At 66.8% G+C, this 13,127-nt stretch carries 11 protein-coding genes; 5 read left to right on the top strand and 6 right to left on the bottom strand.

What is annotated here, in order from left to right:
- Nucleotides 1–1,570, bottom strand: a 1,570-nt coding sequence (locus tag VFW45_05890) for a DUF885 domain-containing protein (GenBank protein ID HEU5180301.1), incomplete at its 3' end; no start/stop codon positions are given.
- Between the two features lie 98 nt (nucleotides 1,571–1,668).
- Here VFW45_05890 and purD point away from each other — a divergent pair.
- Genes purD through VFW45_05870 form a run of 4 tightly spaced genes read left to right on the top strand, consistent with a single transcriptional unit; the run spans nucleotide 1,669 to nucleotide 5,506 of the window.
- Nucleotides 1,669–3,009, top strand: coding sequence for a phosphoribosylamine--glycine ligase (purD, locus tag VFW45_05885; GenBank protein ID HEU5180300.1), 1,341 nt, complete (start codon nucleotides 1,669–1,671; stop codon nucleotides 3,007–3,009).
- Nucleotides 3,006–3,515, top strand: coding sequence for a 5-(carboxyamino)imidazole ribonucleotide mutase (gene purE, locus VFW45_05880; GenBank protein HEU5180299.1), 510 nt, complete (start codon nucleotides 3,006–3,008; stop codon nucleotides 3,513–3,515). The genes purD and purE overlap by 4 nt, the downstream gene beginning before the upstream one ends.
- On the top strand, nucleotides 3,512–4,807 hold the full coding sequence (gene mtaB / locus VFW45_05875; protein HEU5180298.1) for a tRNA (N(6)-L-threonylcarbamoyladenosine(37)-C(2))-methylthiotransferase MtaB: 1,296 nt from the start codon (nucleotides 3,512–3,514) through the stop codon (nucleotides 4,805–4,807). The genes purE and mtaB overlap by 4 nt, the downstream gene beginning before the upstream one ends.
- Before the next feature lie 9 nt (nucleotides 4,808–4,816).
- Nucleotides 4,817–5,506 (top strand): hypothetical protein, encoded by a 690-nt coding sequence (locus VFW45_05870; GenBank protein HEU5180297.1) that lies wholly within the window; start codon nucleotides 4,817–4,819, stop codon nucleotides 5,504–5,506.
- A gap of 87 nt (nucleotides 5,507–5,593) precedes the next feature.
- Here VFW45_05870 and VFW45_05865 read toward each other — a convergent pair whose 3' ends face one another.
- A complete protein-coding gene (locus VFW45_05865) occupies nucleotides 5,594–5,872 on the bottom strand; it encodes an HU family DNA-binding protein (protein ID HEU5180296.1) in 279 nt (92 codons plus the stop codon).
- 242 nt (nucleotides 5,873–6,114) lie between these two features.
- On the opposite strand from VFW45_05865, the gene VFW45_05860 reads away from it, so the two are divergent.
- Entirely contained in the window at nucleotides 6,115–7,191 is a 1,077-nt protein-coding gene (locus VFW45_05860) for a thrombospondin type 3 repeat-containing protein (GenBank protein HEU5180295.1), read from the top strand.
- Between the two features lie 21 nt (nucleotides 7,192–7,212).
- On the opposite strand, the gene VFW45_05855 is transcribed toward VFW45_05860, so the two are convergent.
- The 4 genes from VFW45_05855 to VFW45_05840 are packed head-to-tail and all read right to left on the bottom strand — an operon-like array spanning nucleotide 7,213 to nucleotide 12,844.
- On the bottom strand, nucleotides 7,213–7,893 hold the full coding sequence (locus VFW45_05855) for a hypothetical protein (GenBank protein ID HEU5180294.1): 681 nt from the start codon (nucleotides 7,891–7,893) through the stop codon (nucleotides 7,213–7,215).
- An 11-nt stretch (nucleotides 7,894–7,904) separates the two neighbouring features.
- A complete protein-coding gene (locus VFW45_05850; GenBank protein HEU5180293.1) occupies nucleotides 7,905–10,787 on the bottom strand; it encodes a DEAD/DEAH box helicase in 2,883 nt (960 codons plus the stop codon).
- A 6-nt stretch (nucleotides 10,788–10,793) separates the two neighbouring features.
- Entirely contained in the window at nucleotides 10,794–11,651 is an 858-nt protein-coding gene (locus VFW45_05845; GenBank protein ID HEU5180292.1) for a 3-hydroxybutyryl-CoA dehydrogenase, read from the bottom strand.
- Nucleotides 11,652–11,662: 11 nt separating this feature from the next.
- Nucleotides 11,663–12,844, bottom strand: coding sequence for an acetyl-CoA C-acetyltransferase (locus VFW45_05840; protein HEU5180291.1), 1,182 nt, complete (start codon nucleotides 12,842–12,844; stop codon nucleotides 11,663–11,665).
- Between the last annotated feature and the right edge of the window lie 283 nt (nucleotides 12,845–13,127).

Here is a 13,127-nt window from a genome sequence, read left to right as displayed (position 1 = left end):
GGTGGAAGGACTTCAATGAGAAGGCGGGGCCTTCGCGGCGCCGCACGTCGTCCCGCAGCCGGAGTATCTCGCGCTTGCCGACGGCGTAGGACATCGGCTGAGTGGGCGTCTTGGTATAGCGCTTGATTTCGCCGGCGGCGCTGACCGGGTTGATCCGCGCGATCTCGACCAGCAGGCGCACCGCCTCGTCGAAGGACATGCCCCGGGCGTGCAGCCCCGTGTCGATGACGACGCGCGTGCAGCGCCAGAGATAGTCCTTGAGCTGCAGCAGCCGGGTTCGCGGGTCGACGTAGAATCCCTGCTCTCCCATCATCTCCTCGCAATACAGCGCCCAGCCTTCCACCATCACCGGCGTGGAGATCTGCCGCCGCGGCGAGGAGGCCGCGCGGTTGGCGAGGGTGAACTGCGCATGGTGCCCGGGATAGCCCTCGTGCACGCAGGTGATGGGAATCGATGGGAGCATGTGCTCCTTGATCTGCAAGCGCTGCTCCGCCTCGCCCAGCGACGCGTCGGGAGGGGTCACCCAGAAAACTCCCTGCTGTCCATCCTCGAAAGGTGCCGGCGGAACGTAGGCGGCGAACGGGGTGGTCTTGCGCTCGAAGACGGGGGTCTCGACGACCTCCAGGCTCTCGCCGGCAGGCAGGTCCAGGAGATTCTTCTCCCGCACGAACCGACGCGCCTTGGCGATCTCCTCGCGGTAGGCCTCCACCAGCCGTTCCGGGCTCGGGACATCCTGATGGAACTCCTCGACCTGCTCCTCCCAGCTGCGAGCGGAGATGCTCGCGGCCGCCTGCTTCAGCTTCTCCTGCGTTTCGGCGAGCTCCCGGCGTCCGAACTCCTCCAGGTCGTCCACCCCGTCCGACAGGCCGTGAGCCTCGCGCAGGAGAAACTCGAAGTGCTCGCGCCCCACGGCGAAGCTGCCGCCCGCGCCGGGGACCACCCGGTCGCGCAGGAACTGGAGGTAGTCGAGCATCGCCTGCCGGGCCAGGGCCGCCGAGGACTCCACTTCGGCGCTGCGCGCCGGTGCCTCGCGCCGGCACCACCCCGCCGCTTCCTCGAGAAACTCGAGGGCGCCCGCTCCCAGCTCCAGGGACATCTCGGCCCACAGGCGCGGCACCTCGCCGGGGGAATCGAGGTTGCGCCGCGCTTCCTCCAGGATTCGCGGGACCTCTCGCATTCTGGCCGCCAGCGGTCCCGCGCGCTCCCCTGCCGGCGCGTAGGGGCGCAGGATCACGAGGTACAGCCCGAAGGTCGCCTCCTCGAGATAGCACCCGGGGTTGCGAAAAGGAACGCGCACGTCCTCCTGGGAGCGCAGCAGGGTCCGGATCTCTCCTTCGAGAAGATCCAGATCCAGCCGAGCGTCGGCGTCGGCTTCCGGATGCCGGGCGCGGAACTGCTCGATCTCCTTCAGGTGCGCGCGCAGCTCGCCCGCCTGGGAGTCCAGCGCGTCGCGCGAAAAAGATGCCAGAACATGGTCGTGCCGATGGATTCCCAGGTAGGTGGCGCTCACCGGCGCGTGCCGCCACAAGGTCTCCAGGATGCGCTGTGCGAGCGCGGCGATGTCGCTCATAGAGCGGGGATTATACCTCGTCTTGACACTCTTCTCGGCGCTGTGAAAGAATCCGTTTTCCTCACGGCCATTCGATCTGCATGTAAGGATCCCTCTCGATGAAAATCCTGGTGGTGGGAGGCGGGGGACGCGAGCACGCCCTGGCCTGGAAGCTGCGCCAGAGTCCGCGTGTCAGCGCCGTCTACGCGGCGCCCGGCAACGCCGGCATCGCCGCGGTCGCCGACTGCGTCCCGATCGACGCTTCCAGCGTCGTGGAGCTGGCGGAGTTCGCCGAGAAGGTGCGCATCGACCTCACCGTGGTCGGCGGTGAGCTGCCGCTGACTCTCGGGATTGCGGAAGAGTTCGAGAAGCGCGAACTCAAGCTGTTCGGGGCGTCACGGGCCGCCGCCGAGATCGAGTCGAGCAAGGTCTTCGCCAAGGAATTCATGGGACGCCACGGCATCCCGACCGCCGCATTTGTCGCCTGCGCCTCGCCCGAGGAAGCCCTGGCGGCGCTGCGCCGGCGCGGCAAGCCGGATTTCCCCGTCGTCCTGAAAGCCGATGGGCTAGCTTCCGGCAAGGGCGTGGTGATCGCCGACAGCGCCGCGGATGCCGAGGGCGCCGTGGCGGACATCATGAAGCGCCGGAAGTTCGGCACGGCGGGCGATCAGATCGTCATCGAGGACTTCCTGAGGGGACCCGAGGTCTCCTTTTTCGCCTTGTCGGACGGCGAGTATGTGCTGCCCCTGGTCACCTGCCAGGACTACAAGCGGGCGGGGGATGCCAACCGCGGGCCGAATACCGGCGGCATGGGAGCGTTCTCCCCTTCCATCCATGTCACGCAGGAAATCTTCGAGCAGGTCCTCGACGAGGTGTTCGTTCCCGCCATCCGCGGCCTGGACCAGGAAGGGCGCACCTACCGGGGAGTGCTCTACGCCGGCGTGATGCTGACCGGGCAGGGGCCGCGCGTCCTCGAGTTCAACGCGCGCTTCGGTGATCCCGAGGCGCAGGTCCTCCTGGCCCGGCTCAAGTCGGATCTCGCCGAGGCGCTGCTGGCCACGGTGGAGCGGCGGATCGACGCGCTGGAAGTCGAGTGGCACCGGGAGCGCGCCGTGTGCGTGGTGATGGCTTCCGAGGGCTACCCGGAGAGCTACCAGACCGGCAAGACGGTGGAAGGCCTCGAGCGGGCCGCCGCCGTCCCCGGGGTGACGGTGTTCCACGCCGGGACCAGGCGCAGCGACAAAGGGGCGGTGCTCACCGCCGGAGGCCGGGTCCTGGGCGTCACCGCGCTCGCCGGCACCTTCGAGGCGGCGCGGGCCGGCGCCTACGCGGCCGTCGACTCCATTCATTTTTCCAACCGCTATTTTCGCAAGGACATCGCCCGCGAGGCGGTGAACCACGAACATCGAGCGCACGCCGGCAGCAGCGCGGCCCGGCGCACCCGGGGAGCCTCCTCATGAGCCACGGCAAAGGACCGAGAGTCGGAATCGTTCTCGGCAGCGAGAGCGATCTTCCGATGATGACCAAGGGAGTCGAGCTGCTCAAGAAGTTCGGGGTGGAGGTGGAGGTCGAGCTCTCCTCGGCGCACCGCGCCCCCGAGAAGACGGCGCGCTATGCGCGGGAGGCGGAGTCGCGCGGCCTGCAGGTGCTCATCGGGGCCGCCGGGTTCGCCAACCACCTGGCCGGGACGCTGGCGGCCAACACCGTGCTCCCGGTGATCGGAGTCCCCCTGAACACTTCTCCTCTCAACGGACTCGACTCGCTCCTCTCCACCGCCCAGATGCCGGGAGGCGTCCCCGTGGCCACCGTGACCATCGGCGAGGCTGGAGCGGTGAACGCGGCGGTCCTGGCGCTGCAGATCCTGGGCACCGCCGATCCCGCCCTGCGCGAGGCGGTGCGGCGCCACAAGGAAGAGATGGCGGAAAAGATCACCCGCCGCGCCGAGGAGATCCGGAACCGCTCGTGACCCGTCCCGCCCTGTACCACGTGGCAACCCTGGGCTGCAAGCTCAACCAGTTCGACTCGGCCTCGATGGAGGCGACCCTGGTGGCAATGGGCTTCCGCCCGACGGCGGATGCCGGCGCGGCGCGCCTGGTGATCGTCAACACCTGCACCGTCACCTCCTCGGCCGACTCCCAGTCACGCCAGCTGATCCGCAGCCTGCGTCGCGCCAATCCTTGCTGCACCCTGCTGGTGACCGGCTGCTACGCGCAGCGCGACCCGCGCGCCCTGGAAGCCATTCCCGGCGTCGACGCCGTCGTCGGCCTGCAGGAGCAGAAGGGATTGCGGGGCCTGGTGGTGAAGCTGGTTCCCGATCTCCCTCCGGCGCCTGCCTGCGAGGAAGCTGCCGACGACCCTCTCCCTTTCTTCTCGGACCGGACACGGGCCTTCCTCAAGATCCAGGAAGGATGCGATCTGAAGTGCTCGTATTGCGTGATCCCTTCGGTGCGCGGCGCCAGCCGGAGTGTGCCGCCCGCGCAGGTGCTGGCACAGCTGGGCCGGCTGATCGAGTCGGGATTCCAGGAGATCGTGTTCACCGGAGTGAACACGGGAGATTACGGCAAGGATCTCGAGCCGTCCTTGACGCTGGCCGGATTGCTGCGCCGGGCGGCTCGCCTTCCGGGACTCGGCCGGCTGCGTCTGAATTCCGTGGAGCCCCGCTGCGTTACCGGCGAGCTGGTGGAGACGCTGGCCGAGGAGCCCCGCCTGGCGCCGCACCTCCAGGTTCCTCTGCAGAGCGGCAGCGACGCGGTGTTGCGCCGGATGCGCCGGCCCTATTCGACGAATCATTACCAGAAGGCGCTGGAAGGAATCCGGGAGAAGCTTCCGGAGGCGGGATTGGGGGCAGACGTGATCGTCGGCTTTCCGGGCGAGACGGAGGAAGAGTTCCGCCGGACGAAGGCCTTCGTAGAGTCTTCGGAGCTGAACTACCTCCACGTATTCAGCTTCACTCCCAGGCCGGGCACGCCGGCCGGCGAGGCGCGCGACCGCATCCCGGGTGATGTCATCCGCCGCCGCAATGCCGAGCTGCGCGAGATCGGAGCACGGCTTTCCCGACGCTTCCGCGCATCGTTCCTGAACCGCGAGCTGGAGGTCCTCGGCCTGAGGGACGCCTCGCAGGCGGAGGAAGTCCGGGCGCTGTCGGGAAACTTCATCGAGGTGAGCCTGCAGGCGCGCCCGGAAGATGCGGTGAACCGTCTCGTGCGGGCCCGCGTCACCCAGGTCGACGACGCGCGCGTCACCGCCGTTCCCGCCTGAGACGACTCCATGGACAAGCCTCTGTCACGCCGCCAGGTCGATCAGGAGCGCCGCCGGCTCGACCAGCGGATGCTCGCGCATCTCGACACGGGCCAGATCAAGGAAGCCATTCGGATGGAGCCGGAGTACCGGGACCTCTCCCGGCGCGCGCAGGCCCCCGAGCTGCTCGGCTACTTCCTCCTCGACCTGGGGGACGCCCATTACGACAAGGAGGTCTACCCGGAGGCGCTCAAGTACTATCTGGCGGGACTCAGCGAGCTGGGCAACGATCCACCGGAGCAGGGAGTGGCTTCCCTGCAGATCGCATACTGCTACAGCTTTCAGAGGCGCTCGGAGGAAGCCCTCAAGTGGCTGGACCGCTGCCTGGAGAACCGCGATTTCTACCAGAACGGCCGGGCCGCCGCGTTCGCCGAGCGTGGGCGCCTCGAGGTCGAGCGCTATCAGCGCTACGCGGAATCCATCTATCATTACCTCTGCGCGGTGGAGCTGTACGATGCACGCAAGCCCTTCTACAGCCCGGAAGGGCACCAGGGTGCGCTGTACGGCCTGGCCCTCACGTTCGACGAGGCGCGCCTCCCGCTGCAGGCGCGCGCTTACTATCAGAAGGTGATCCGCTTCGGGCATCCGGAATTCGGCTACGTCAAGGAGGCGCAGGGAGGGCTGCAGCGGCTGGAGAAGCTTCCCGACCCGCTTCCCTGAAGTCGGCCGTGGCGGTTTCCCCCTGAAACGAAGAGCCCGCCGGACCGTGAGGTCGGCGGGCTCTTCCATCTCGTCTGTTAGTCGAGGCTAGGCCTTCTTCACCATGTCCTTCAGGTTCTTGGCCACCGTGAACTTCGCCACGGTCTTGGCGGGAATCTTGATGGCCTGGCCGGTCGCGGGGTTGCGGCCCATGCGGGCCTTCCGCTTCACGACCTTGAACTTCCCCAGCCCTGCCAGAGGGATCTCTCCCCCTTTTTTCATCGTCTTCTCGACGATGAGGGTGAACGCCTCAAGGAAGGTCTTGGCGGCCCGCTTCTCGGTGCCGGCTTCCTTGGCGATCAGCTCGATCAGATCGGTACGGGTCATCTTGCTCACGCTGTAGTTCCTCCAAATTGAACCGAAATGGCTCAAATGTGGCGGTTTTCTACCACTTTCCGTAGTGGGGATCAAGCCCGAACCGCGATTCCCCCTGGGAAATTCGCGCGTTCGGATCGAAATCCGTGATGCACGCCTCGGTGCGCCGCGCGGAGGGCGGGACGCAATCTGTTGACACCCGACGATGGCGGGAGTAGGTTTCTCTCAAACCATCCCCCCACGCGGTGACGACCATGCCGATTTCCAAGGCGCGCATCTCCCCGGTCAGCTCCAGCATGTCCACGAGTGCCGTGATATTCGTTGCCATGATCGCCCTGTGCATGCCCGTGTCTCAGTCCCTGGCGGACGATTCATCGTCGCCGGCGACCGCACCCCTCGCACCGGGCGATCAGGACGACGACGGAATCCCCGACCAGGACGACAACTGCCCCACGGTTCCGAATCCCGGCCAGCTCGACTCCGATCTCGACGGCGTGGGTGACGCCTGCGATCTATGTCCCCTCGAGCCGCCGAGCGATGGGGACGACGATGGGATCTGCGATTCCGCGGACAATTGTCGATACGACTTCAATCCAGACCAGGAAGACTTGGACGCCGACGGCACCGGCGACCGCTGCGATTCCGACGACGGGCTGGTTCTGGTGGAGGTGCCCGATGCTGCCCATTTGGACTGGCAGGACGAGGCAGGCTGCGATGGATACAACGTGTATCGCGGGGATCTCTACGTCCTCCGCGACTCCGGAATCTACACGCAGGACTCCGGGCCCCTGGCCTTGCGTCTGTGCGACCGGGGCGTCTCCCAGATCCTCGAAAACGACCCGCTGCCCACCGGATCGGCCGCGTTCTACCTCGTCGCCTGCACCCGGGGCGGAGTGAACCAGGGGCTGGGCGAAGACTCTCTCGGACAGCCGCGCCCGGACCATCACCCCTGCCCCGCGTGCGATCGCCCTTTCACGACGATCTTCATCGACTGGAGCCGGTTTCAGACCCCCGTGTATCGCATCATCGACAATCTGGCAGACTGGTGCGCCTTCTGGCCGGCGAAGTGCGGCACGACGCTGATCGACTTCGCCACGGAGGCTGCGATCGTCGACGCTCGCGGCGGCGTGTCCGACACCTGCCAGCAGACCCAGATCACCTGCGTGCGGAGCGGGGCTTCCCCTCCCGATCTGGAAACGACGATCGTGGACTTGACTGCGGCAACGTGTGACTGCTTCTTCGAGGGCATCTCCCCGACGCACGTGGTCAAGGTGGCCAAGCCGGTGGGGGCTGGGGTTTTCTCTGTGCGCCAGGAGGCGCTCTGTCCGTAAGGACGCTTCTTCGCAGGGAGCCTAGCGCTCGGGACGGCCGAGCCCCAGCAGATTCCAGTGGTCGCCCGCTTTTCCGAGGGAGAGGTGCACGCGGTCGCCGACCTTGTGGCCGCTGCTCACGGCCCGGTCCACCAGGATGGGGCCTACTTCCTCGACATCCCCGCTGCGGCGCCCGTAGAGGATTCCCTCCTGCACCTTGGTGATGAGGAACTCGCCGGACAGCGTCGCGGCATACTCGCCCGGCACGTAGAAATCGCGCTCTTCCGGAACCTTGAATTCGTCATTCTCATCTTCTTCATTCTCATCTTCTTCGACGCCGGAGACATTCTGGAAGGCCGCGGGCTCGGCCTCGCCGAGGATCGATTCCCGGCTCTCCTCGAAAATTTCCCGTCCGATTTGCCCTGTCTCCATCAGCCACTCATTGAATCGGCGCAGCGCTTCCCGGGCGCGCTCCTTGTCCCGAGCCGGCGCGCCCAGCTTCTCCGGAAGGTACCACTCGAGGTATTGCGAGTAATGGAAGCAGCGCAGATCGGAAGCGGTGCCCAGGAGGCGCGGCGGCTTTCCCGGCGGCTCCAGCCGGCGCATGCCGCCATGGCGCGCCAGGAACTCGGCGAAGGCCGTGATGCCGCCCGATCCTTCCGCATCCTCGGGGCGAAGCCGGCGGTACTCGTCGAACAGCGCATCGAGAATCTTCGCGGCCATCGCGTGGCCCCTCAGGCCCAGTCGACCGGGAGCCGAACGCGGCGCCCCTCGCGATCCTGGTAGAGCAGGTAGCCGCTCGAGGCCCCGAAGCGGTGCAGGCTACGAGTGACCTCCACGTCCTTGCGACAGTATTCCTCGATCAGATCGAACCGTCCTTCCCTGGCCCAGGCCAGGGCCTGCAGCCCGTCACCCGTCTTGCGCTGCCCCAGCGTCGCCTCCGCCAGGGCGTCCAGTCGCAGCCGGAACCCGAGCCGGTCATGGATGTAGCGCAGCATGTCGAAGGTCTGGATCTTCTTGAGGTCCCAGCCGACATAACCACCCAGCACGCGCAGATCGAACCGATCGATGTTGAACCCGATGACCCTGTCCGCGGTCACCAGGTCGAGCAGGAGGCGCTCGACGTCCTTTTCGCGGTAGATGCGGTACTGGGAAGTCTCCTCCTCGTAGACCACTCCCACCGACATCCCCATTTGGTGGGTGTGCTCCCAGCCCCCGACCTCGTCGGCGCTGCGCATCGTCTCGAGGTCGAAGTAGAGAATCCTTCCCTGCGGCGCGCTGCGCGCCGCGGCGGGTGGGCTGGGGGGCCGCGGAATCGGCACCCACTCCGGCGCGGGAGCCGCCGGCTGCGCCAGCGCCTGCTTGCCCGTCAGCACCTGCAGGACGAGCGCGGCGGCCGCCTTGTCCAGCGGCTGGTTACCGTTGCCGCACTTCGGGGACTGGATGCAGGAAGGGCAGCCCTTCTCGCAGCCGCAGTGCTCCAGCAGCGCGCGCGTGTGCTCCAGCAGATCCTCGAGCGCCTCGTATCCCTTGGCGGCGAGACCCACCCCTCCCGGATAACCGTCGTAGATGAAGATGGCCGAGCGGCCGATCTGCGGGTGCAGCGGGTAGGAGATGCCGCCGATGTCGTTGCGATCGCAGATGGCCAGGAGCGGGAAGAGGGAGATGGCGGCGTGCTCCACGGCATGGATGCCTCCCATGAAGTGGCCTTCCCGCTCCACCACCATGCTGCGCAGCTCCTCGGGCAGCTCCATCCAGAGACCGACCGTCTCGAACAGAATCGGCGGGAGGTCGAGGTCGTGCGTCGAGAGACGGTCGCGGCCGTGCAGCCGGCGCTTCTCGTACCCGAGAATCCGCTCCGTGACCTTCAATCGTCCCAGATGAACTCGCGCCGCTCCGAGCGTCCGCGAGGCGAGGGTCTCCAGGATCTCGGTCTGCTTGTCGGCCATCACCTGGGTATAGAAGTCGGAGTCGACCGCCAGGACGCGCACCCGCCGGTTCTCCACGTCCAGGGCGCGGACCAGGAACTGCTGTCCGTGGTGCAGGTAGATCGCTCCCTCGTGGCACTCATGGAAGGCGCGCACCGCATCCACGGTGCCGATCACCCGCCCCGAGGAGGAGGAGCCGTAGGGCTCCAAGGCGATGGTATAGGTGTTCCCGATCCCGCGGAGGTTCACGCCGCGCTGTGGGTTGCGGCGGAACGAATACCAGCGCTCCGCGTCGGCGTCGCGCACCAGATCGCCGTTGCGCTCCAGGTCGCCAATCACCTCGATGACTTCCGGCGCGTAGCGCCGCTCGTCCTCCGGCCGGGCCAGCGGGATCTCGGCCGCGGCGCAGACCAGGTGGTCGGCCGCGATCACCCGGTTCGCCGGATCGAAGACGACGCGCTCGAACCCCCGGCGGAAGAACTCCTCCGGCTCCCGCATGAAGTACTGGTCCAGCGCGTCGGGCATCCCCACCAGGCAGGTCAGGGATTCGCGGTCCTCGCGGCCCACCCGGCCGATGCGCTGCCAGGAGGAGACGATCGATCCCGGATAACCCACCAGGACGCAGACATCCAGTCCCCCGATGTCGACCCCCAGCTCCAGGGCGCTGGTCGAGATGACGCCGCGAATCCTCCCTTCCAGCAAGCCGCGCTCGATCTCGCGGCGCTCCTCCGGCAGGTATCCGGCGCGGTACGAGGAGATCTGCCGCCTGAGGCCAGGATCCTGCTGCACCAGCCAGGAATGGATCAGCTCGGTGATCTTGCGCGCCTTGGTGAAGGCGATGGTGCGGTAGCCCTCCTTGAGGGAGCGGGCCACCAGCTTGGTGGCGCAGGTGTAGGCGCTGTGCGGGTTGAGGAAGGCGATGTGCTTGGCGGCGCGCGGGGCGCCGTTGTCGTCCACGACGGAGAAGGTCTCGCCGGTCAGCGCGTTTCCCAGCTCCGCTGGATTGGCGATGGTGGCGGAGGAGGCGATGAACCGGGGCCGTGCGCCGTGGTGCTCCGCGACGCGCCGCAGGCGCGCCAGAATGTGGTGCAGGTGGGTGCCGAAGATTCCCTTGTAGACATGGAGCTCGTCAACAACCACGAGCCGGAGATGCGCGAACAGCTCGCGCCAGTCATCGTGGTAAGCCAGCAGCCCGAGGTGGAGCATGTCGGGATTGGTAATCAGAATGTCGGGCGGGTCGGCTTTGATTGCCTTGCGGCGGGCGGGGGGCGTGTCGCCGTCGTAGATCTCGGCGCGAATGGTTCGCCCGTTTCCCAGGTCGGCCCCCAGCTCCAGGATGGCCTTCAGCTGGTCCTGCTCGAGCGCCTTGTAGGGAAACAGGTAGAGGGCCCGGGCCCCGGGCCGTTCGACCACCTGCTCGAAGGTGGGGACTATATAGATGAGGCTCTTCCCCGAGGCGGTGGGGGTGACGACCAGGACGTTCTCCCCCTCGCGGACCCGATCCATCGCCTTGGCCTGGTGCAGGTAGAGCCGCTCGATGCCTCCCCGTCGCAGGGCCGCGCCGAGCGCCGGAGGAAGAGGGTCGCGCAGCTCGGCATAGCGCCCTGGCTGCGCGGGGAACGAGCGCACCTCGACGAGGTCGGGGCCGAATTCAGGGGAGCTCTTCAGTCGGCTGATGAAATCCAGCATCGCCCCTCAGGGGCGCGGGTAGTCGTAGAATCCCCGGCCCGTCTTGCGTCCCAGATATCCCGCGTCGACCATCCGCTTCAGCAGCGGACAGGGGCGGTACTTGGGATCGCCGAAGCCTTCGTGCAGGACGTTCAGGATGGCCAGACAAGTGTCCAGCCCGATGAAATCGGCCAGCGTCAGGGGGCCCATCGGATGGTTCATCCCCAGCTTCATCACCGTGTCGATCGCCTCCCGGGTTCCGACCCCTTCGTGGAGCGCGAAGATCGCCTCGTTGATCATCGGCATGAGGATGCGGTTCGAGACGAAGCCCGGATAGTCGTGAACCTCCACCGGCACCTTCTTCCATCCTTCGGCCAGGTCGCGGGTGGTCTTCCAGCACTCCTCGGAGGTGGCGTGCCCGCGAATCACCTCGACAAGCTTCATGATCGGCACCGGGTTCATGAAATGCATCCCGATCACGCTCCCGGGACGCTTCGTGACCGCGGCGATCCGGGTGATGGAAATCGAGGAGGTGTTGGAGGCGAGGATGACTCCGGGTCGGCAGAGGCGGTCCAGCTCGGTGAAGATCCGCTTCTTGAGCTCGAAATCCTCGTTCACCGCCTCGATGACGAAGTCGGCCGCCGAGAGCGGCTCCAATCGAGGCTCCATGGTGATGCGTTGGAGCACGGCGCCTTTCTCGGAAGCGCTCAAGAGGCCCTTCTCCACGCCGCGCTCGAGGCTTTTCTCCAGGGCGCCGCGCGAGCGCCCCAGGATCTCCTCGGAGCGGTCGGCGAGGATCACCGAGTGCCCCGCGGAGGCGGCCACCTGGGCAATGCCGCCCCCCATCGTGCCCGATCCGACCACGCCGATCGTCCCTGGATTCATGGCGGTCTCTCCTAAGGAAGCCGAATGGCCATGGCGACGGCGTTGCCGCCGCCCAGGCAGAGGGCCGCGATCCCCTTCTTGCCGCCGCGGTCCATCAAGGCATGGATCAGCGTCGTCAGGACGCGGGCGCCGCTCGCGCCGATCGGGTGGCCCAGCGCCACGGCGCCGCCGTGCACGTTGACCCGGTCCGCCGGCAGCTTCAGCTCCCGGATCAGGGCGACGGCCTGCACCGAAAAAGCCTCATTCAGCTCGTAGAGATCCACCTCTTCGCGTTTCCAGCCGGTCTTGCGCAGGATCTCCTCGACGGCGCTTTGCGGGGCCATCATCACCCACTTCGGCTCAACTCCCGAGGTCGTGTAGGCCACGATCTCGGCCTGCGGGGTGACGCCGTGGGCCCGGGCGGCGGCTTCCGAGAGGACTACCATGGCGGAGGCACCGTCGTTCACGGAGGGGGCGTTGCCGGCCGTGACCGTCCCGTCGGGCTTGAACGCCGGCTTGAGCCGGGCGAGCGCCTCCAGGGTGGTGTCCCGGCGCGGCCCCTCGTCAGCCTCGATCACCAGGGGCTCACCTTTCTTCTGCGGAATCTTGAGGGGCACGATCTCGGACCTGAACTTCCCGGCGTCCATCGCCGCGATGGCCTTGCGGTGGCTCTCCGCCGCGTACTCGTCCTGCACCCGCCGCGAGATGTCGTATTTCCCGGCGACATTCTCGCCCGTGCAGCCCATGTGGTAGTTTTCGTAGGCATCCCACAGGCCATCATGGATCATGGCGTCGAGCATCTGGCCGTTACCCATCCGGTAGCCTTCCCGCGCCTGGGTCAGGAGGTAGGGGGCGTTGCTCATGCTCTCCATGCCGCCCGCCACCACGACTTCCTGGTCCCCCAGGGCGACCGCCTGGGAAGCCAGGACGACCGCTTTCAGCCCCGAGCCGCAGACCTTGTTGACGGTCATGGCTGCGACCGTTGGAGGAAGACCCCCCTTGAGGGCGGCCTGGCGGGCAGGGTTTTGTCCCAGTCCGGCCTGGATAACGTTCCCCATCACCACTTCTCCGACGGCCCCCGCCGGGATGCCGGTCCGCTTCAGGGTCTCCCGGACCACGACCGCGCCCAGGTCCGTCGCTGAAAGCCCCTTCAAACCCCCCAGGAATCGGCCGACCGGGGTGCGGACGGCGCCTGCGATGAGGGTCTTAGCCATGAGAATCGCCTCCTTTGGGCAGAAATGTAACGAATCCGGCGGATTATAACCGCCGCGGAGGAAGCCCATCAATGCCCCGGATCGGCCCAGTCCTCCCTTTCGGGCACAGGCGTGCCTAAAAAACTTGATGATTTTTTCAAGTTGACAGAGTAGGGATCGTTGGGTATTTTTCCCGGTGGAAGCGGCGGAAACAGCCCCTCCATCTTGGATTTATTTCGGTTTCTTTAGCTCTCCCTATCTGGGGGGGTAGTGGAGAGTCGGGCCCGCATCTTCTCCCCGAAGA

It is taken from the genome of Candidatus Polarisedimenticolia bacterium, assembly GCA_035764505.1.
Classification (GTDB): Bacteria; Acidobacteriota; Polarisedimenticolia; order Gp22-AA2; family AA152; genus AA152.
The sequence above is the reverse complement of the archived record's forward strand: the minus strand, read 5'-3'. Positions and strand labels throughout refer to the sequence as shown.